This window comes from Streptomyces sp. NPDC017056, from assembly GCF_044332485.1.
GTDB lineage: Bacteria > Actinomycetota > Actinomycetes > Streptomycetales > Streptomycetaceae > Streptomyces.
This window is the reverse complement of the sequence record NZ_JBIRPD010000033.1, coordinates 18,827-38,147: the sequence shown is the minus strand read 5'-3', so window position 1 is coordinate 38,147 and position 19,321 is coordinate 18,827. Positions and strand designations below refer to the sequence as shown.

19 protein-coding genes are annotated in these 19,321 nt (G+C 72.2%); 7 read left to right on the top strand and 12 right to left on the bottom strand.

Features of this window, described 5'->3' with window-relative positions:
• Positions 1 to 21: 21 nt before the first annotated feature.
• The 3 genes from ACH4OW_RS37535 to ACH4OW_RS37525 form a co-directional block, all read right to left on the bottom strand.
• Complete coding sequence (locus tag ACH4OW_RS37535) at positions 22 to 849, bottom strand: thioesterase domain-containing protein (RefSeq protein ID WP_360137243.1); 828 nt, start codon at positions 847 to 849, stop codon at positions 22 to 24.
• Positions 846 to 1,616, bottom strand: coding sequence for a cyclase family protein (locus ACH4OW_RS37530; RefSeq protein ID WP_398033116.1), 771 nt, complete (start codon positions 1,614 to 1,616; stop codon positions 846 to 848). Before ACH4OW_RS37530 ends, ACH4OW_RS37535 begins: the two co-directional genes overlap by 4 nt.
• 248 nt (positions 1,617 to 1,864) lie before the next feature.
• Positions 1,865 to 2,683, bottom strand: a complete 819-nt coding sequence (locus ACH4OW_RS37525) for a BTAD domain-containing putative transcriptional regulator (RefSeq protein WP_398033114.1) — start codon at positions 2,681 to 2,683, stop codon at positions 1,865 to 1,867.
• A 287-nt stretch (positions 2,684 to 2,970) separates the two neighbouring features.
• On the opposite strand from ACH4OW_RS37525, the gene ACH4OW_RS37520 reads away from it, so the two are divergent.
• The 4 genes from ACH4OW_RS37520 (at position 2,971) to ACH4OW_RS37505 (ending at position 8,592) form a co-directional block, all read left to right on the top strand.
• Positions 2,971 to 3,132: a hypothetical protein gene (locus ACH4OW_RS37520; RefSeq protein WP_360137234.1), complete on the top strand. Its 162-nt coding sequence runs from the start codon at positions 2,971 to 2,973 to the stop codon at positions 3,130 to 3,132.
• Positions 3,132 to 5,420: a TOMM precursor leader peptide-binding protein gene (locus tag ACH4OW_RS37515; RefSeq protein ID WP_398033112.1), complete on the top strand. Its 2,289-nt coding sequence runs from the start codon at positions 3,132 to 3,134 to the stop codon at positions 5,418 to 5,420. Before ACH4OW_RS37520 ends, ACH4OW_RS37515 begins: the two co-directional genes overlap by 1 nt.
• A gap of 37 nt (positions 5,421 to 5,457) precedes the next feature.
• Positions 5,458 to 6,084, top strand: coding sequence for a hypothetical protein (locus ACH4OW_RS37510; RefSeq protein WP_360137228.1), 627 nt, complete (start codon positions 5,458 to 5,460; stop codon positions 6,082 to 6,084).
• Between the two features lie 114 nt (positions 6,085 to 6,198).
• Positions 6,199 to 8,592, top strand: a complete 2,394-nt coding sequence (locus ACH4OW_RS37505; protein ID WP_398033110.1) for a sensor histidine kinase — start codon at positions 6,199 to 6,201, stop codon at positions 8,590 to 8,592.
• A 61-nt stretch (positions 8,593 to 8,653) separates the two neighbouring features.
• On the opposite strand, the gene ACH4OW_RS37500 is transcribed toward ACH4OW_RS37505, so the two are convergent.
• Entirely contained in the window at positions 8,654 to 9,268 is a 615-nt protein-coding gene (locus ACH4OW_RS37500) for a response regulator transcription factor (RefSeq protein WP_360137222.1), read from the bottom strand.
• A 337-nt stretch (positions 9,269 to 9,605) separates the two neighbouring features.
• On the opposite strand from ACH4OW_RS37500, the gene ACH4OW_RS37495 reads away from it, so the two are divergent.
• The 3 genes from ACH4OW_RS37495 (at position 9,606) to ACH4OW_RS37485 (ending at position 12,676) form a co-directional block, all read left to right on the top strand.
• Complete coding sequence (locus ACH4OW_RS37495) at positions 9,606 to 9,896, top strand: DUF6059 family protein (protein WP_360137219.1); 291 nt, start codon at positions 9,606 to 9,608, stop codon at positions 9,894 to 9,896.
• Positions 9,897 to 10,121: 225 nt separating this feature from the next.
• Positions 10,122 to 11,852 carry an acyl-CoA dehydrogenase gene (locus tag ACH4OW_RS37490; protein WP_398033106.1) on the top strand — a complete coding sequence of 577 codons (1,731 nt, stop codon included), beginning with the start codon at positions 10,122 to 10,124 and terminating at the stop codon, positions 11,850 to 11,852.
• Complete coding sequence (locus tag ACH4OW_RS37485) at positions 11,849 to 12,676, top strand: 4'-phosphopantetheinyl transferase family protein (RefSeq protein ID WP_398033104.1); 828 nt, start codon at positions 11,849 to 11,851, stop codon at positions 12,674 to 12,676. The genes ACH4OW_RS37490 and ACH4OW_RS37485 overlap by 4 nt, the downstream gene beginning before the upstream one ends.
• A gap of 409 nt (positions 12,677 to 13,085) precedes the next feature.
• Here the strand turns inward: ACH4OW_RS37485 and ACH4OW_RS37480 are convergent, their stop codons facing one another.
• The 8 genes from ACH4OW_RS37480 to ACH4OW_RS37445 form a co-directional block, all read right to left on the bottom strand.
• The gene (locus ACH4OW_RS37480; protein ID WP_398033102.1) at positions 13,086 to 13,580 is read right to left on the bottom strand and encodes a toxin-antitoxin system YwqK family antitoxin; all 495 of its coding nucleotides are present in this window, start codon (positions 13,578 to 13,580) and stop codon (positions 13,086 to 13,088) included.
• A 74-nt stretch (positions 13,581 to 13,654) separates the two neighbouring features.
• Positions 13,655 to 14,071: a hypothetical protein gene (locus ACH4OW_RS37475; protein ID WP_398033101.1), complete on the bottom strand. Its 417-nt coding sequence runs from the start codon at positions 14,069 to 14,071 to the stop codon at positions 13,655 to 13,657.
• Between the two features lie 118 nt (positions 14,072 to 14,189).
• A complete protein-coding gene (locus ACH4OW_RS37470) occupies positions 14,190 to 14,672 on the bottom strand; it encodes a DoxX family protein (protein ID WP_398033099.1) in 483 nt (160 codons plus the stop codon).
• Positions 14,673 to 15,542: 870 nt separating this feature from the next.
• Complete coding sequence (locus ACH4OW_RS37465) at positions 15,543 to 16,388, bottom strand: TauD/TfdA dioxygenase family protein (protein ID WP_398033097.1); 846 nt, start codon at positions 16,386 to 16,388, stop codon at positions 15,543 to 15,545.
• Positions 16,375 to 16,809 carry a lasso peptide biosynthesis B2 protein gene (locus tag ACH4OW_RS37460; RefSeq protein ID WP_398033094.1) on the bottom strand — a complete coding sequence of 145 codons (435 nt, stop codon included), beginning with the start codon at positions 16,807 to 16,809 and terminating at the stop codon, positions 16,375 to 16,377. The genes ACH4OW_RS37465 and ACH4OW_RS37460 overlap by 14 nt, the downstream gene beginning before the upstream one ends.
• Positions 16,806 to 17,060, bottom strand: coding sequence for a lasso peptide biosynthesis PqqD family chaperone (locus tag ACH4OW_RS37455; RefSeq protein ID WP_360137197.1), 255 nt, complete (start codon positions 17,058 to 17,060; stop codon positions 16,806 to 16,808). Before ACH4OW_RS37455 ends, ACH4OW_RS37460 begins: the two co-directional genes overlap by 4 nt.
• Positions 17,038 to 18,927, bottom strand: coding sequence for an asparagine synthase-related protein (locus ACH4OW_RS37450; protein ID WP_398033091.1), 1,890 nt, complete (start codon positions 18,925 to 18,927; stop codon positions 17,038 to 17,040). The genes ACH4OW_RS37455 and ACH4OW_RS37450 overlap by 23 nt, the downstream gene beginning before the upstream one ends.
• Before the next feature lie 86 nt (positions 18,928 to 19,013).
• On the bottom strand, positions 19,014 to 19,127 hold the full coding sequence (locus ACH4OW_RS37445) for a lasso RiPP family leader peptide-containing protein (RefSeq protein ID WP_360137191.1): 114 nt from the start codon (positions 19,125 to 19,127) through the stop codon (positions 19,014 to 19,016).
• Positions 19,128 to 19,321 lie beyond the last annotated feature (194 nt).

Below are 19,321 nucleotides of genomic sequence, written 5' to 3'. Positions count from 1 at the left end.
GGAGAATGCAGCATGGCTGCGTCACCTCTCTGTTCGGTCCGCTGTTGCGACCAGCGTCGCCTGGTCCTCTTGATGCCCGCTCGACTCGGGTTGGACCGGCGCTCGCGTCTCGCCGGCCACCGTGCGCAGCAGCTCGGGCACGGTCTGCCCGCGGACGAAGTAGTGGCCGCCCGGCAGGGCTTCGAGCCGGAACCCGGCGCTGGAGTAGTCGGCCCACTCGGCCATCTCCGGCAGCGGCGCGACCGGGTCGTCCCGGCCGGCCAGCGCCGTCAACGGGGTCCGTACGGGGGCCCGCGCGTTGACGCGGCACAGTGCCTCGCCGAGCCGCAGGTCGTCGCGGAGCGCGGGCATCACGTGCCGCTGCCACAGGGACGCGTCGCGGCCGACCGCCTCGGGCGGCGCCGCCCCGTAGCGCACCAGTACCTCCAGCAGCTCCCGGTCGGGGAGCCCGGCGCCGCGCAGCAGCGGGTTGCGCAGGTGCGGCGGCGGTACGGCGCCGATGACCACCCGTTCCGGCGGTGGCTGCCCGTCCTCCTCCAGCGCCCTGGTCAGGGCGTGCGCGACCAGTCCGCCGAGGCTGTGCCCGTACAGCAGGTACGGCCGCTCGCCGAGCAGCGGGGTGATCAAGGCGCGGAGTTCGGCGAGCAGTTCGCCGGGGTCGGTGATCCGGCGCTCCTTCGCCCGGGGGCCGCGGCCCGGCAGCAGGACCGGTACGACCTCGGCGGCGTCGCCCAGCACCCGCTGCCAGCGGGCGAAGGAGGAGACACCGGCTCCCGCGTGGTGGAAGCAGAACAGCCAGGGGGCGGGGCCGGGGGAGCGGGCCGGGGCGGCGGGGTGGGTGGGGCTCACTCGTCGATCAGGGCGACGGCCCGGGTCCAGCCCGCTCCCGCACCGGTGATCTTCACGGGGAAGCACGCCACCCGGAACCCGTGCGCGGGCAGGGCGTCCAGCTGCGCCAGCCGCTCCACCTGGCAGTACTCGCGGCGGCGCCCCGCGAAGTGCGCCGGCCACAGCACCGACCGGTCGCCGGTCTCCCGGAAGGTGCGGATCATGTGCCCGAAGGGGGCGTCCAGGCTCCAGGCGTCGGTGCCGATGACCCGTACGCCCAGGTCGAGCAGGTAGTCGGTGGCGGGCCCGTCGAGGCCCGCGAAGTCGGTGAAGTACCGCTGGGTGCCCGCGTGCCGGGACGCGCCGGTGTGCAGCAGCACGATGTCCAGCGGCTGCACGTCGTGGCCGGTCGCCGCCAGCGCCTCGGCGACCCGGTCGGCGCCGATGACGCCGGTGCCCGCGTCGCGGACGTCCAGCACCACGGCGGGCCGCAGGAACCAGTCCAGCGGCATCTCGTCGATGTGCCGCGGCCGGCCGTACGCGCCGTGCGAGCCGTAGTGCGACGGCGCGTCCACGTGCGTGCCGGTGTGGCTGGTCAGGGTGAGTGTGTCCAGCGACAGCAGTTCGCCGCCGGGCAGGTCGGCCGGGTCGAAGTCCAGGCCGAAGTGTTCCTTCATCTCCGCCGCCATGTGCACGGCGCCTTCGGCGGGCGTCATGATCTCGTGGACGACCGGGTCCGGCTCCCAGCCGGACGCGTCCACGGGTGACGACAGGTCGATGACTCGCAAGATAACCCCCAGGTGTCGGTCGGGTCCCGGTCCGCGGACGGCGGAGGGACCCTGCCGGGCACTGTGCGGGTACGCCCTGGAGAGCCGATCGAGCCGCGCCCGCGCCGGAACCCGCCCCTGTGGGAGGCCGGAGCCCACGTCGGAACCACGGCCGGGCGGCGGGCGCCGTGCCGGGGCTCGGAGACGGGCTCCAAGGGCGGGGTCCGCGCGGTGGGCGCGGCGGGGGTGCCGGGGTGCGCGGCGGGCCGTCAGGCGGCGAACAGGTCCAGGGCCGAACGCCGTCCGTCGGACGCGAAGTCCAGCGCCGGGTCGCCGGCGAGCACCGCGCGGTGCAGCTGCCGCAGCCGCACCGACGGGTCGAGCCCCAGCTCGTCGGCGAGCCCGCGGCGCAGGTTCTGGTAGACGTCCAGCGCCTGCCACTGCCGGCCGGAACGGTAGAGCGCCACCATGCACTGCGCGTGCAGCCCCTCGTGCAGCGGGTGCCGCGCCGTCAGGGACGTCAGCTCCGCCAGCAGCTGCATGTGCCGCCCCAGCCGCAGGTCGGCGTCGATGCGCTGCTCCAGCACGCCGAGCCGGCTCTCCTCCAGCCGCACCAGCTCGATTTCGAGCAGCGGGCCGAGCCGTACGTCCACCAGCGCGGGGCCGCGCCACGTGGCGAGCGCCTCGCGGTAGAGCGCGGCGGCGGCCTCGTCGTCGCCCCGGTCCGCCGCGTTGCGGCCGTCGGCCACCAGCCGGTCGTACGCGTGCACGTCCACCGAGCCGGGCCGGACGTCCAGCAGGTACCCGCCGTGCCGGGTCGCCAGCACGTCTCGGGCGGTGCGCGGACTGTCCGGGCCCAGGGCCGCGCCGATGAGGCGGCGCAACTGGAGGATGTACGTCTGAAGCGTGGTGAGCGCGCTGCGCGGCATCCCGTCGCCCCAGATCTCCTCCATCAGCGTCGGCACGGGCAGGACCTGGTTGGCGTTGACCGACAGCAGCGCCAGGATCTGCCGGGGCTTGCCGGCGCTCGGGACGATCGACGTGCCACCCGTCTCGGCCACCAGGGGGCCGAGCACCTTGATCTCCATTAGGGGTTCCTCCGGTGTCGGTTCTGCCGGTTGACCCGATGGTTTCGGACCCGGCTTCAACTACCCGGTGAACCTCTCACCGTGGGGCTGTTTCCGGCCAGTGCCGGGCTCCTGAACCCGGCATGTGGCTCTACCGGGGCCGGGTATGAAAGTTTCATGTGCATCCCGTGATCACGGCACTGGGGGCGGTCCGGCCGCCGCGGCAGAGTTCTCCACGTCGGCTCGACCGGAATGCGAGCGCCGACTGCCGTAGCCCCCACCCGACCTCCGAGCAAGGGATGACGACCATGCAGACGCACACGACCTCCACCACTGCGGTCCACGACGACCTGGTGATCGAGGAGTTCGGGCGGCAGGCGTTCACCGGTCCCGCCACCCGCCTGTGCCTGGCCTCCCACGTCGCCCCGGTGGCCGTGCCGGCTGCCGAGACCGCCGGGTACGCCGCCTGATGGCCGTCGCCGAGACCGCTGCCCCGCTGCTGGGGTTCAAACCGCACCTGAGGGTCGAACAGGTGCCGGGTGAAGCGGTGTACCTCATCTCCGACCAGCGGGTGACCGCGTTGCACGGCGAACAGATCGCCCGCCTCGCGCCCCTGCTCGACGGCACCAGGCCGCTGGACCTGATCACCCGCGAAGCGGCGGACGCGCTGCCCGGCGGACAGGCCGCACGCCTGGTGTCCCGGCTGACCGGTGCCGGACTGCTGTACGGCCGCAGCCGACCGGCCGTGTCACCGCAGGAGGCCGCCGAGCAGGCGTACTGGGAAGCGGCCGGTGTGGACGGCGCGGAGGCGGCGTCCGCGCGTGCCGGCGCAACGGTCCGCGCTCTCGCGGTCGGCAGCGCCGACGCGGGGGAACTGTCCGCCTGCCTGGCGGCCACCGGCCTCGCCACCGCCGCGCCGGACGCCGGTGCCACGGCCGCCGCCCTGACCGTGGTCCTCTGCGACGACTACCTCGACCCCGCACTCGCCGTGGTGGACGCCGAACTGCGGGCGGCGGGCCGCCGTTGGCTCCCGGTGAAGACCGAGGGCACCGAACAGTGGATCGGCCCGTTCTTCGGCGGCCCCGACGGCCCGTGCTGGTCCTGCCTGGCCGAACGCCTCTGGCGCGCCCGGCCGGTAGAGGCCCACGTCCAGCGCGTACTGGGCCGGTCGGGACCCGTGCCGCGCCCCGCCTGCGCGCTGCCCGCAGCCCGGCTCGCCGCGCTGCAACTGGCCGCCCTGGAAGCCGCCAAGTGGCTGTCCGGCTACCGCCATTCCAGCCAGCAGGCGCTGCGCACCCTGGACGGGCTGACCCTGTCCGGCGCACTCCACCCGGTACGGCGCCGGCCCCAGTGTGCGTCCTGCGGCGACCCCGGCATGACGGCCGCACAGGTGCAGGCCCCGGTGGTGCTCCGCCCGCGCCTCAAGCGCGACACGTCGGGCGGCGGCCACCGCACCCTCACGCCTGAACAACTCCTCGACACGTACGCGCACTTGCTCGACCCGCTCACCGGCCTGGTCCGCGACGTCCGCCGCGACCCGCGAGGCCCGGAGTTCTTCAACTCCTTCACGGCGGGCACCAACCCGGCGGCCGGCTTCCAGGGACTCGGTGCGGTACGGGCCGGACTGCGCGCCACCTGCGGCGGCAAGGGCACCACCGCGGCACAGGCCAGAGCCGGCGCGTTCGCCGAAGCCCTGGAACGCCACTCCGGGCACTACGAAGGAGGCGAGGCGACCGTACGCGGCAGCTACCGTGCCCTGGCCGCCGACGCGGTCCACCCTGACTCCGTGCAGCTCTACGACCCGCGCCAGTACGCGGGCCGGGACCGCTGGAACGCCGCGCACGCGCCCTTCCAGCACGTCTGCGACCCGTTCGACGAGGAAGCGGAGATCGACTGGACGCCGGTGTGGTCGGTGACCGCGCAGCGGCAGCGGCTCCTGCCGACCGCGCTGCTGTACTACGGCACACCCCAGCCGCCCGGCCGGTTCTCCTGCCTGGCCACCTCCAACGGCACCGCCGCCGGCGGAACACCGGAGGACGCCGTGCTCCAGGGTTTCCTGGAACTGGTCGAACGCGACGCGCTCGCCCTGTGGTGGTACAACCGCACCCGCCAGCCCGGCGTGGACCTCGACGCGTTCGACGATCCGTGGATCACCGAACTGCGCCGGGTGCACGCCACGTTGCACCGCAGGGTGTGGGTGCTCGATCTCACCGCCGACCTCGGCATACCCGTGATGGCGGCGGTCTCCCGCCGTACGGACCCGGGAACCGAGGACATCATGTTCGGGTTCGGCGCGCACTTCGATCCGCGGATCGCGCTGCGCCGCGCACTGACCGAGCTGAACCAGATGATGCCGCACGTGGTGGACGCACGCGGGGGTGCGTTCCGAGCCGCGGCCGACGATCCCGACCTGGCGGACTGGCTGCGCACGGCGACGGTCGCCGCCCACCCGTACCTGCTCCCCGGTGACGCTCCTGCCACCGGCCCGCACACCCACCCCTACACACCGCGCGACGACCTGTACGAGGACATCACGGCGGCCGTGGAACTGCTGCGGGCCAAGGACATGGAGCTGCTCGTGGTGGACCAGACCCGGCCCGACGTGGGACTGCCGGTGGTCAAGGTCGTGGTGCCGGGCCTGCGGCCGCACTGGGCCCGGTTCGCCCCCGGCCGTCTCTTCGACGTCCCCGTCGCACTCGGCCGGCTGGCCGCGCCGACCCGCTACGAAGACCTCAACCCCGTACCGATCTTCCTCTGAAAGCACCTCCCGCTCCCCCCACCGTGGAAGGACCCCCATGCGTATCGACCGCCTGGCGGCGCCGGAACTCGCCGAGTTCTGGTCGCTGCGCGAGGACGTCACCGTCGATTTCGGCGAGCGCACGGTCCTACGGACACCCTGGGGGGAGCTGGCGGCGGACAGACCCGGCCCGCACCTGCGCGAGGCGCTGCGCCGGATGCTGCTGGGGCCGGTCTCGCTGGGCAACGTGGTGCCCGGGTTCCCGAGCTTCGACGTGCCCGAGGACCGGTGGAACGACGCGTCGCGGGAGCTGCTGGCGGCACTGGCGCAGCTGCAGCACGTGGTGGCCCGGCACCTGATCGTCGGTGCCGCGCCACTGCTGAGCGTGGTGCCGCTGACCCGGCACGCCCGCTTCTGCCCCGCCGCGGCAGCGCCGGGGCGCGGGGCCCGGCTGCGGGACGACGTGTTACTGCGGCCCTCGGGGCCGGACCAGGTGCTGCTGTCGGAGCATTCCCACCACCGTGTCGAGCTGCACGGCCCCGACGCGGACCAGTTGCTGGCGCATCTGCGCAGCGGGCACGGCGCTCCCGCCGTGCCCGGTACGACGCCACTGCCGCCCGCCGCCGTGCGGGCGGCACGCAGTTTTGCCGACGCCGCCGGGATGCTGGCACCCGGCGGCGTCTGAGACGTCTTCCACCTGCGCGGGGACCCGCTACGGCTGTTGGCGTTCGATCCGGATTCCTTATGATCCGGGATAGCAAGAGTGCTTCAACCGAGCACAGCGGAAAATGGGGGATATGTGACGACTTCTGTAGTCGTTCGACCGGGCGGTGACATCACAGAAGCGGACAGACGGACGCTGCCGCCCCGCAAGGCGGTCGTCATCACCGCCGTGGTGCTGGTCGGCTTCTTCGTGATCGACGGCTCCTTCGTCTGGGCGGAGAACCCGCCCGAGTGGGAGCGCGTCGGCGCGGTGCTCGGTTTCGCCCTGACCATGGCGTTGCAGCTCAGCCACTCCTTCCCGCGGCTGCTGCCCCGGCTGACCCGGCACCGGTACGCGACCTGGGGCCTGCAGGCCCTGCTCGCGTACGCGCCGCTGAGCGTGTTCGGGGACGCCTGGGGCGGCATGATCTCCTTCCTCAGCGCCTCGGCCGTGCTGGTCTTCCCGGCCACCGTCGGATGGTCGCTGTTCGGCGTGACGGTGCTCAGCAACTGGGCCATGTTCCGGTACCTGGGATACGACGCCAACACCACCGCCTACAACATGGTCGAGGCGGTACTCATCCCGCTGATCGTCATCGGACTGTCCCGGATGTCCGAGATGATCGGCCAGTTGCACCACTCCCGCGCGGAACTCTCCCGCCTCGCCGTCGCCGGCGAGCGCCTGCGCTTCGCCAAGGACCTGCACGACGTACTGGGCTTCAGCCTGTCCGCCGTCACGCTCAAGTGCGAACTGGCCTACCGCCTGCTCGCCGACGCGCCGGACAAGGCACACGCCGAACTCACCGACGTCCTCGACACGTCCAGGAAGGCCCTCGCCGACGTCCGCTCGGTCAGCCGCGGCTACCGCGAGATGTCGCTCACCGGCGAGGCCGAGGCCGCCGTCTCGATGCTCTCGGCCGCCGGCATCCGCACCCGGATGACATGCGACTGCGCCGATCTGCCCGAGGCCGTGGACAGCGCGCTGGCCGCCGTGCTGCGCGAGGGCCTGACCAACCTGCTCCGGCACAGCAAGGCCGAACGCTGCGTGATCAGCGCCGCCCGCCGGGACGGCGCGGTGCTGCTCACGGTGGCCAACGACGGCGCCGGACGCGCCGGCCGGTCCGCGAAGACCGGCCAGGACGGCGGGCTCGCCGCCCTCGACAGCCGCATCAGGTCCCTCGGCGGCTCCCTCACCCGGGACTGCGACGACGGCTGGTTCCGGCTCCGCACGAGGGTGCCCCTCAACGAGACCGTGCCGCTCCAGGAGGACGTCCCGGACACCGCGGACGGCGCCCGCACGAAGAGCCGGCTCACGGACGCGGCCGGCGAGCCCGCCCGGACGCGGCGCCGGCGGCCCGGCCACCCCGACCTGGTGCCGCGCGCCGCGAGCGCCATCACGCTGGCGGTGCTGGTCGGCTACTTCCTGGCGTGCTCGGTGATGGCGATGTCCTACCGGCCGTCCGCGCCGGTGCTGGCCGCCATGGGGGTGTTCCTGTCCGCCGGGCTCGTGGTGCAGCTCGTGCAGTCCTTCCACTGGCGATCCGCCCGTACCGCGCACTGGCCCGCCCACCTGCGCTACGGACTGCTCGGCCTCCAGGCGCTGCTCCAGTTCGTGCCCTACCGCTTCTTCGGCCCGACTTGGCTGGGGCTGCCCGGCTTCCTGGCCGGGGGCGCGCTGCTGGCGCTGCCCGCGCTCGCGGCCTGGCCGGTGATCGTCGTGGTGACCGCGTGCAGCGACGCGACCCTGTACGCGGTGGGCAGCTCGCTGACGGACATCGTCTACCAGTCCGCCTACACCGTCATCTGCGGCCTCGTCGTCTTCGGCCTCTCCCGGATGGCGCAGCTCGCCACCGAGCTGCACTGGTCACGGGCCGAGATCGCCCGGCTGGCGGTGACCACCGAGCGGCTGCGGTTCGCCCGGGACCTGCATGACCTGCTGGGGTTCAGCCTGTCGGCGATCACGCTCAAGTGCGAACTGGTGCGGCGGCTCGCGCGGCAGAAGCCGGAGCGGGCACGGACGGAGCTGTCCGAGGTGCTGCAGGTCGCCCGGCAGGCGCTCGCCGACGTCCGTACGGTGGCTGGCGGGTTGCGGCGGATGAGCCTGACGGCGGAGGCGGAGAACGCCACGGCCATGCTGGCGGGGGCGGGCATAGCCGCCACCGTGGAGCTGGAGTGCGGGGACCTGCCCGGCGACGTGGACACCGTCCTGGCGACCACGCTGCGCGAGGGGCTGACCAACATGCTGCGGCACAGCAAGGCGGAGCGGTGCCGGATCACCGCGCGGCGGGCGGCGGGCGCGGTGCGGCTCACGCTCGTCAACGACGGCGCGGACGGGACGAAGGAGACCGCGCCTGCGGCGCGTGCCGACGGCGGCAGCGGCATCGGGAACCTGACCAGCCGTGTGCAGGCGGTCAACGGGCGTTTGACGGCCGGGCCGCGTCCCGGCGGGTGGTTCGAGCTGACGGCCGAGGTGGAACTGGCCGCGGCCTGAGGGCGGCGCGGAACGGCCGGTGCAAGGGGGCCGCGCCGCCGGTGCGGCCCCCTTGTACCCGTCACACCGGGTGCAGCCAGCCCGCCTCACGGGCGATGCGGATCGCGTCCACGCGGTTGCGGGCATTGAGCTTGGTGACCGCCGCGGTCAGGTAGTTGCGCACGGTGCCGGACGAGAGGTGCAGCTGTCCGGCGATGTGGGCCGCTTCCATGCCTTCGGAGGCGAGCTGGAGCACTTCCCGTTCCCGCTCGGTCAGCGGCGAGGGGCCGGAGTCCAGGGTGGCCAGGGCGAGCTGCGGGTCGATCACCCGCTCGCCCTTGGCGACCTGCCGGATCGCGGCGCACAGGCTGTCCGGGTCGGAGTCCTTGGGGAGGAAGCCGGAGACATGGGCGGCCAGCGCCCGTCTGAGGTTCCCCGGTCTGCCGAGGCTGGTGAGGATCAGGGTGCGGCACTCGGGGACGCTGGTGTGCAGCGCGGCGGCCGCGGTGATGCCGTCGGTGCCGGGCAGGTCGATGTCCAGGACGGCCACGTCGGGGCGTACCGCCACCGTGGTGGGCACGATGTCGTCACCGCTGGAGAGCTCGGCGACGACTTCGAGGTCGGGTTCCAGCTCGATCAGCGACACCAGCGCTTTGCGCAGCATGTGCATGTCCTCGGCGATCAAAACTCGCACCATCACGTTCCCCCGTTGCGTTCGGACTTGCCTGAGTCGGCATCAATTCCGCCGGACTTCATGACAAATGCTACCGGTCTGCGCCAAACCGTCGTTCTCCACCGAGACCCCGGACGCATCGGCCGCCCCGCAGGCCCCCACGGTCCGCGCGGACCGGTCCGCGTACGGCCCGTCCGGCGCCGCACCCCGCCCGCTCATGTGTCCGTCCACCGCGCCCCGACCGGCCCTTGAGCCGGCCCGCTCACACTCCCTGCCACCCCGGCTGCGTCCGCCACCGGGAACGAAGGAAGAGGTGACGTGCACATGAATGAACATCGCGCTCCGGAAGGTGTCGTCTGACATGGCCCGCCGGACGACACCGGGCAGCCGGCGCGGCCTGCTCGGACGCCTGCTGCGCCACGTGGGCGAGGGGTTCGTGGCCCTCGGCAGCGCCGAACTGCCACTGTTCGCACGCCCCGTCCCGGCGCGGCCGCGATCCCTCGACAGCGGCTTCCACCTGACGCTGCCGGACGGCGCGGACGGACCGCCCCCCGGCCACCCGGAGCGGCTGCGCCCGGACATCCCGCTCAGCGGCCAGGAGCTGCGGCTCCTGCACGAGCTGCTGAACCGGACGCCGGGGCACGGACGGTGATCTTACGGGCGCCCCCGCACTGCCGGGCTTCAAGTACGGGTCAAGGGGCGGCATGGAAAGTGGAAAGCCGGATCCGCCGGGCGAGCGGCGGCCGGCCGCGCCACGGCACCGCCCACCGCGCCGCGGCCACCTGGTACGGGTCCTGCACGGGACCGCTCCCCGCGCGGCGAACCCCGCCCGCTGTACACCTCGGCGGCCCCCACACCGCGGAAAGAGACCGAGTGCATGCTTCCCACCTGTGACACCCGCCCACCGGACGACACCGCATCCCGGGCCACAGACCTGGAGTACGCGTTCGGCGACCCGTGCGACCCGGCCAACCCGCTCGGGTTCAAGGCCCTGCTCACCGCCGACGGCGACGGGGAACTGCCGCGCGCAGCCGAACGGCTGCTCGACGAGGCGGGCTTCGGCGCCGAGCTGGTGCCGGCCGGGCTCGGCGGGCGGCTGCACGACGCGGCCGGGCTGATGCGGATGCTGCGGCCGGTCTTCCGCCGCGACGTCGCCCTCGGGTTCGGCTACGGGATCACCTCGCTGTTCGCGGCGGCCCCGGTGTTCGCCGCGGGCACGCCCGCCCAGCGCGCAACCGTCGCCCGCCTGCTGACCGGGGGCGGGCGCGCGGCCATCGTGCACCGCTCGCTCGCCCACGGCACCGCGTTGCTGCGCGGCGAACTCACCGCCATGGAATACTCCGGCGGCTACCTGCTCCAGGGTCGCAAGGACGTCGTCATCAACGCCGAACGGGCCGGCGCCGTCGTCGCGTACGTCAGGACCGACCCGGCCCCCGGCCCCGCCGCCCACTCCGTCTTCTTGCTCGACCCTGACCGGCTGCCCCCGGACGGGCTGCGGCTGCTGCCCCGCCGCCCCACCACCGGACTGCGTGGCTGCCGGTTCGCCGGATACGAATTCACGGACTGCCCCGTACCGGCGGACTCGCTGGTCGGCGAGCCGGGCGCGGGCGTACGGCTCGCCCTGCGCACCTTCCAGCTCAACCGCACCCTGATCACCGGCGCGGTGCTCGCGTCCGTGGACACGGTGCTGCGGGCCGCCGTCCGCGCCACCCTCGCCTCCGGCGGCCCGCGCGGACGCCAACGGACCGTGTTGGCAGGCGTGTTCGCCGGGCTGCTGGTGGGTGACAGCATGGCCGCCGCCGTGCTCCGCGCCCTCTCCCTCCTGCCCGGCAGCGCACACCTGGCAGCGGCCGGCCTGAAATACCTCGTACCGGACCTGCTCAGGGACGACCTGGAAGAGCTGGCCACTGTCCTCGGTGCCGGCGGCTACAGCCGGGACACCGACCAGGGAATGCTGACCAAGCTGCTGCGCGACCTGCCAGCCGCCGGTCTCGGGCACGCCGGCACGGCCGCCTGCCAGGCGGTGGTCATCCCCCAACTGCCGCTGCTGGCACGCCGGTCCTGGGGCACGGAAGCGGAGCCGCCGGACGCGCTGTTCACCGCCGGGCCGCTGCCCGCACTGGACCTCGCACGCCTGGAGGTGGCGGGCGGAGGCGACTTCCTGATCGCCGCGCTGAAGGCGGCCGCGGCCCGGTTGTCCGATGCCGGTGCCCCGGGCCCGTACGACGGCACCCTGCGCGCCTTGGCGTCCGCCTTCGAGGATGCCTTGCGTGAACTGCGGGAGAGCTGCCTGGCCTTGGAGCCCGGCGACCGGACGGCGCTGGCGAGCCCGGCGCTGTGCGCACTCGCCGACCGGCACGCGGTCCTGTCCGCTGTCGGCGCGGCCCTGGCCACCTGGGAACGGCACCGGCACACCGGCTCGTTCCTCGCCGACCCCGCCTGGCTGGTCCTCGCCCTCCAACGGTACGGGCGCCGACTCGGCCTGAACCTGCCCCCGCTGCCCGACCCGTGCGTCGAACGGGTGGCGGAGGAACTGCTGGCGCGCTTCCGCGCCGGCCGCAGCTTCGACCTCCACGACACCCCGCTGGCGGAAGCAGGTACCCCGTGAACCGTCCGGGCATCGCGGAACCCCTCCTGATGCCGGGTCCCGGCAGCCCCTGGAGCCGGGTCCGCCAGTCCATGGCCTGGCACGGCCATGTCGTCGTCCAGGCCAACTGGCGCGACTGGCTGCCCGCCGCCTTCACCGACCCCGAACTGCGCCCGCTGCTCGGCGCCCGCGACTGGCGGCGCCTGCGCACCCTGCGCGACCCCGAGGCACGCGACCGCTTCGCCGCCTCCCGGCTGCTGGTGAAGTACACCGCGGGCGCGGCCCTCCAGGCGGCGCCCGACACCGTCGAACTCGCCTACAAGGCCGGCGGACGGCCGTATCTGCGCGGCTGCGACCAGATCGAGGTGAGCCTGAGCCACACCGGCGACCTGCTGGTGGTGGGCCTCAACCGGCGCGGCCGGATCGGCGTGGACACCGAACGGGCCGACCGCCGCATCCAGTACTCGGCCATCCACCGCCACCTGTGCACCCCGGACGAACGCCGCAGGCTCGCCGGGCTGCCGCAGGCCGAACAGCAGCACCGGTTGCTGCGCACCTGGACGCTGAAGGAGGCGTACACCAAGGCACTCGGCCAGGGCATGCGGATGGGCTTCACCCAGTTCGGCTTCGACGCCGACGCCACCAGCCTGCTCACCCCGCAGGGCGCGCCCGCCTCGCACGGCGAGTGGACGTTCGCGACCTTCGTGCTGGACGGCGGCTACCTCGTGGCGGTGGCCTGCCATGACGCGGGCCTGGACCAGGAGGGGGACACAGCGGTGGGCACCATGCTGGACGAAGGGTTCCTGGGCGAGGTGGTCGACCTGGTCAGCAGGGCGGAGCGCTGAGAGGTGGTCACCACGTAGGAGACTCCCTTGAAGTGCGACGTCCTCACCGCCATGACGTATGGGGCGGGGTACGGAACCGGCTGCACCAGGTAGTGCCGACCGAGCCGCACCCGGCCGGGAAGCTGGAGCGGCCCCCAGCCGCCGCGGCCACTACGTGGCTTCGTCAGGATTGGGGCGGGAGCCGGCTGCGGTACAGGGCGATGACCGCTTCCGGGGGGAAGTTGGGGACGGTGGTTGTCCCGCCGGTGTCCTTGGCCACCACGATGTTTGCGCCGCCGGACGGGGGAGGCGTTGGCGGGGCTGCCGGGTCCACCGGTTCGGTGGGAGGGAAAGTGGCGTAGACGAGGTAGCCGACGTCGAACGGGCTCCCCGGCCACGGAAGCCGGCCAGGGGCGCCTGGTAGCGGCGGTCAGCCCGAAAACGTCCTGTCCTCGGTGAGGTTGCCTTCCCTGTCCCATTTCTGACGACTTACCCGCCTGCCCTGTTGGTTGAAGACGGTATGTTCGGCGAGTCGGCCATTGGGGTACCACTTGCGCCAGTCGCCCACGGCCAGGCCGTATCGGGTAAGCCCTTCGAGCTTCTTGGCCCCGTCCGGGTGCCACGCGAACTGCGGCCCGGACGGAACCCCCTCGTGGTAGGAGACGAGGCTGGTGATTCGGCCTTCCTGGTCGCGGGAAACGACTTCACCCGTGACGAGGCCGTCTTCATACAGCACGCGCGCGGCATCATCCCGGTAGGTGTCTTCGTATTCGATGCGTACGGTCATTCCGTGGCAGTTCGGGCAGGCCGGTGCTGATTGGCCGGGAAGATGAATCACGGCCCCCCTGGTCTTCTTGTTCTTGGAAATCGCCTCTTCGATCCACCGCGGGTCGAATCGCATGTCACTCAGGGCGTCGCGGCTCATCGGAGGCGGCGTCGAGCTCCGCGACGGCAGGGTTGGCCGCGGTTGCCGGACCGAGGCTCATCGTGTCGGACGAATCAGGGCGTACTCGGACGCTGCAATCGGTGGTAGAACTCCACGGCTGACTCGATCGGATAGTTGGGCAAGAACGTCACTTCGCCGTCGGCCTTGGAGATGACGACGTTGCTGCCTCCGGGGCAGGGCGGCGGACTATTCGGGTCTTCGTGGACTGGGTAACCGGCGTAGATGAGGTAGCCGATATCGAATTCGTGCACGTAGACCCCGACCGGGCCGTTGGGGGAACCGACCGGGGGGAAATGCGTGCGCCCGATCTCCAGGGCGTGGCCGGCATCGGCCGGGACGATCGGTGGCGGGGACGGGGGGAGGGGCGGAGGATACGGCGGTGGGGTGAGCGGCTGGGAATGTGCGTCGCCGCCCGGGGCCCCTGTAGTTTTTCCCACCGGATTTTCGCCCGTGTTATCCGGGTCCGTCATGGAACTTTCTCCCCCTTGTGCGAGCTTGTGCGAGCGTGACGATGACCTGGGTGGAAGCCTGGGTTCAACTTAACGGACGCGGATGAGGCGGCTGTGGTTTCAGGGGGCGGCGTGCAGGTCAGGGGTGCTTCGCGGCTCGGGGACGCCGGGCCGGTGTTTTGCGCAGGAGGTTGGTGACGGACAGTGGGCCAGGACCGGTGAAGACGAGGAGCAGGAAGGCCCAGCAGAAGATCGCGGCCGGTTCGCCTCCGTTTTGCAGTGGCCACAGTGCCGTCGGCTGGTGTGCCTCGAAGTAGGCGTAGGCCATGGAGCCCGAGCAGACCAGTGCGGCGGTCCGCGTGCCGGCCCCGGCCATCACGAGGATTCCGCCTACAAGCTGGATCACCGCCGCGTACCAGCCCGGCCAGGTGCCGGCCTCGACCGTGCCGCCGGTGCCCGCGACGCCGCCGAGCACGCCGAAGAGGGCCGCGGCGCCATGGCAGGCGAAGAGCAGGCCGATGACGACGCGGAAGAGGGAGAGGGTGTAGGGGCGGGCTGCGTCGAGCTGGCGGGATAGTCGGGTGAGCGGTGTGGCGGGTGGCGTGGTGGAGTTGTCGGGCATGTCGGCCTCCTGGTGGGAGTGGTGGGCGGAGGTGTCCTGCCGCCTTCCACCGTTGCCGATCTGCCACGGCCTGCGCGTCGTGCGGTGGGCGGCTTGTGTCGTACGGCGTCGGGAGTACGAGTGCCGCTGCTGCGCAAGGCGGTTGACTCGGGTTCTCCGGCGGTGGTGGAGGCCCTCTTGCAGGACGGGGTCCGGTGGCGTCACCGTGAGGCCGAGTTGCGGGGGTTATCGATGAGCTTTCGCTCGGCGGATTGACGGTACGCGAGGGGCATGCGGCGATACCAACGCAGTTGGAGGCCGCTTCCGGTGTCCGCACCACCTTTGCGGAATTGATGGGACGTGCGTTGTCCTGCTCTGAGCAGAAGCATGCCGTCTGGTCGAGTTCCACGATGTTGCTCGCGGATCGGTGCGACAGGGAAACGTGGGACGCCGCTGCGGCCCTGCGCACCCATTCGAACCCGGTCCACCGGCTGTTCGGCGCCGAAGGTCGCCTCCGGCCTCAGTACGTGGCCGCAGACCTTTTCTCCCGCGGTGCGGGAAGCGTTGCTGGTCCTGATGGGCGACCTTGACGCAACGGCTCGGCACGTCGTATGAGTGTTGTGTCGAGGAAGTGGTGCGGTACAGGATGCGTCGCGACGAAGATTATTTGCGCTGCTGTTCTCGACGGCGCCCCTGTGTACCTGATCACCCTGGCCCAACGGCACCTGGCTGCACGCTGTTTGCGTTCCGTCTGCCCCGTCGCCGCCTCAGACGGAGCCGTACGCAAAGTCGGCCCGGTGGCCTTCCCGTTCTTACCGGGAGCTGAGTGAAAAGAACGATGTCGTGACGGCCGGGGCTTCCTCCCGGCGCCTCAGGATGGACTGGCAGCGCTCACCCGGGAGTGCCGGCCCCTTCGGCGATGGTGCACCGATACGTCACCTTCCGGGTGCCGTTTGTGGCGGGTAGTGCCTTGTGCATGACCAGGGCGTTGTCCCAGACGAGGATGTCGCCCTCGGTCCACGTGTGGCGGTAGACGTTGCTTTCGCGGGTTGCCGCCCCGTACAGGGTGGAGAGGAGCTGCTTGCCGTCGGCGGCGGGCAGTCCCTCCACCTCGGCGAGCCAGTGTTCGTTGAGGTAGAGCGCCTGCTCGCCCGTGACGGGGTGCCGGCGGACGAGCGGGTGGTGCAGGTTCTTCAGTTCGGCCAGCTTGGCTTCCTGCTCCTCGTCCGACATCACCACGGTGCGCATCATGCGCGCGCGTTGCATGTCGCGTCGGGCGATCTCCTTGGCCGGGTAGTACCCGCGGTGGCTCGCCGCCTGGGCGCGTACCTCGTCCGGGAGGGACGCGAGGGCCGCGCGCATGTCGGCGAAGAGGGTGTCACCGCCTGACGCCGGTGCCTCGACGCACAACAGGGCCGTCACGGCGGTCGGCCGTTCGGCGAAGGCGCCGTCGGCGTGCCAGTAGCGCCCGCCCGCGCTCGCGCCGAGGCCGTTGACGTTCGACTGCAATCGCAGTACGGCGTGGCCCGCGACCTGGTGTGCTTCCGGGAACACGCCTTCCGGCTCGCCGAACTGCTGGGCGAACGCGACGAATTCGCCGGGGGTGGGTGCGAGGCCGGGTAGAACGAGAACACCGTGGTGGTGGAGGAGGTCGGGCAGGTCGGGGCCATTGTGGCGAGCCGGCCGGCCGTCCAGCCGCAACCCGAATCCAGTGGGGGTCAGTTCACCGGTGTGCACTGCGCTCCTTCGGCGGGATGCGGATCAGGGCGTGGTGGTAGCCGGCGGGCTGGGGCTCGTCCACGGGTTCGCCGTCGACCTCCACCCACGCGTGCGCGAGGAACGGCATCACCCGTACGCCCGAGCACCAGGTCGGCCACGACCCGCGTGCCCGGCACAGCAGGGCGGTGGCGATGGCCCGCGGCAGGCAGCCTTCTCCCGCGCAGAACGTGCTCACGGTGACCACCTCGGCGCGTGCCCGCGCGGCCTCCTCGTACGTCGAGGGGCGGGCGTTGCCGCGCAGCCGGACCAGGACGCTGCGGATCTTGGCCGGCGGCCGGTTCGCGAGCGTTCTGGCCACCAGCACCGCGCACCAGGGCAGCAGCAGGCGGTGCCAGGACGTACGCCGCCGGCCCGGCCTGATCGTCACGGGGGCGCTCATGACACCAGCCCGCCGGCTTTGAGCTGCTCCAGCAGCGCCTTCGCGTCCGCGTCCGCCCGCTCCCGGTCCACCCGGTAGCGCTCGACCACGGCCTGGGCCGCGTCCGTCAAGGTCCCGCCCTGGAGCAGGACGTCGAGGATCAGCGCTCCCGACCTGTTGAGCTGCCAGTACTTCCCCGACCGCTCGTCCAGGAGCACCGACCCCAGGTCCGACGTGGCGATGGACACCTCAGCGCGCAGTTCGACCGGCATTGCCCTCTCCCCATTCCTGCCATAGCTCGTTCTTGGTCCGTTCCTGGGCCCGCAGCCAGTTCTCGACTGCCATGGACGTGTCGAGGGCGGCCATCGGCAGCCCGGGCGGGTACGCCGACAGCGCGGCCCGCCGGAGCTGGTCGACGTCGACCAGCCCCAGGCGCCCGACGACCGGGTCGTCGAAGAGCGTCGCCAGCTGGTCCCGGTGCCGGTGCAGCCCGCGCTGCAGGTCGTCGGAGAACTCCCCCTTGGTGCCGCGGCGCAGCGAATCGGCCGGCATCCGGTCCTTCATCGCCTCGGCCATCAGCGGCTTGTACGTCCAGGGGCTCGTGCGTTCCTCGCTGCGCACGGACAGGCACGCCTCGACGACCCGGTCGTCCAGGTACGGCGCGTGCAGCGGGGTGCCCACCGATCCCGTCACCAGCTGGCCCTGCCGCACCGCGGCACCGACCTGGCGCACCAGGTCGATCGTCAGGTGCGGGGCCCGGTCCTGGCTGAAGGGCCGTACGGAACCGGCGGCCTCGCGTACCCGGCCGGCCGCCGCCCGGTTCGCCTCGGCCGACGCCCACGGCGGCATGCGCAGGGGGTACTCCCACCCGAAGGGCGGGGTGTGCGGTGAGGGGAACGCGTCGGACAGCAGGGTGCTCTGCTGCCGCAGCCACTGCGGGTACGAGCTGCGGTCGGCGAGTTCGCGTACGCCCGCGGCCAGGGACCAGCGCTTCATGGCGCGCAGGGCGGCGAAGTGCCGGCGGGCCAGTACGGGCCTGCGCCGCGTCAGGTCGTGCAGGTAGTTGGGCTTGGCGACGAGGACCTCGTCACCGCCGTGCCCCGTCAGGTGCGCCTCGGCGCCGTTCCCGGCCAGCCACTTCGCGGTGAAGCGCAGCCGCTCGATGGAGCGGATCCAGCGGACGGGCTCGTCCACGCCGGTGATCGGTTCGCCGACGGCCGCGAACATGTGGGGCACGTCCTTGGTGGTGAACACGTGGTGCCGGACGTCGCCGTCCGCCAGCGCGCTCGCCGCCCGGGACGCCCAGACGTGGTCGTCGTGCGCGGGGTCGTCCACCGCGATGCGCAGCGTGGTCAGCCGCCCGCCGGAGGCGGCCGCCGCGTCCGCGGCGAGGAAGCACAGGGGGGTCGAGTCGAGCCCGCCCGAGAGGTCCGCCCCCAGGGAAGCGGTACGGCCGGCCCGCGCGGCGACCGACTGTTCGAGGGCCGTGTGCAGCCGCACCGCGCCTGCTTCCAGGCCGAGTTCCGGCTGCGGCGGGGTCCAATAGGGGACGACGTCCGCGCGGCCGTCGGTGTCCAGCTTCAGGTACGAGTCCGTGGCGAGCATGTCGATGCCGCGCCACACCGGCCGGGCGAGCGCCGAGGACGACATGATGAGCAGCCGCACCGCCAGGCTCGCCTCGTCCAGCTCTGCCCCGGTGACGGCGGCGAGCACGTCGGCGCGGTCCGACGCGAGGGTGACGCCGCGGTGCACGGCGTAGTACGCGCCGCGGACGCCGGACACGGTGCCCTGGAACCGTACGGCTCCGTCGACCGACGCCAGGAGGTGCTGGCTGCCGTGCAGCCTGGCGGCGAGCTGGTCGATATCCGCCAGGGAATTCACTTTCTCCGCCCAGCGGCCGAGTTCGCTTTCGCCGATGGTGGACCAGCCGATGACGGCGAGCCGTGTGGTGCCGGCCGAAGCGGATATCAGGCCGTCGCCTTCACCGAGCTTTCCGGTCTTTTTCGGGGCGACCAGCCACGGGCGTCCCGACGGGTGCGTGAGCACCTGGAAACCGGAGTCGACGCCGCTTGTGGGGCACTGTGCTGCGGCTTCGTCACAGTCGGGCAGCACCAGAAACCCGGACAGTTCTTTCTGCACCCTCGCCGGCCTCTCTCGCGAAAATCCTGGCAGCAAGATTTCGGCAGTGCGGTGTGGCGCCACACCGCACTGCCGGGCTTCGCTGATTAGTCGAAGTGAATGAAGAAGTCGGCCAGCGGGAAGCCAACGCCCCTGGTCAGGTCCTCGTAGTCACCCAGCTCGACGAGCTGCGGAGCCTCGTACTCAAGCTCGCTTTCCATGACACCTCCAGTTGCTGCAGAGAGATGAATCGCAACGCTCTTGCGTCACGGAAAGCAACTTAAGCGGCCGGATCCGGAAAGGGCAATGGCCATATCGGAACGGCGGTGGGGGGGGGGGGGGGGCCCCCCCAACCCCCCCCCCCCGCGGGCGGGCCGCCGGGCGGGGGGCCCCCCTAAATTGGCCCGCGCCCCCC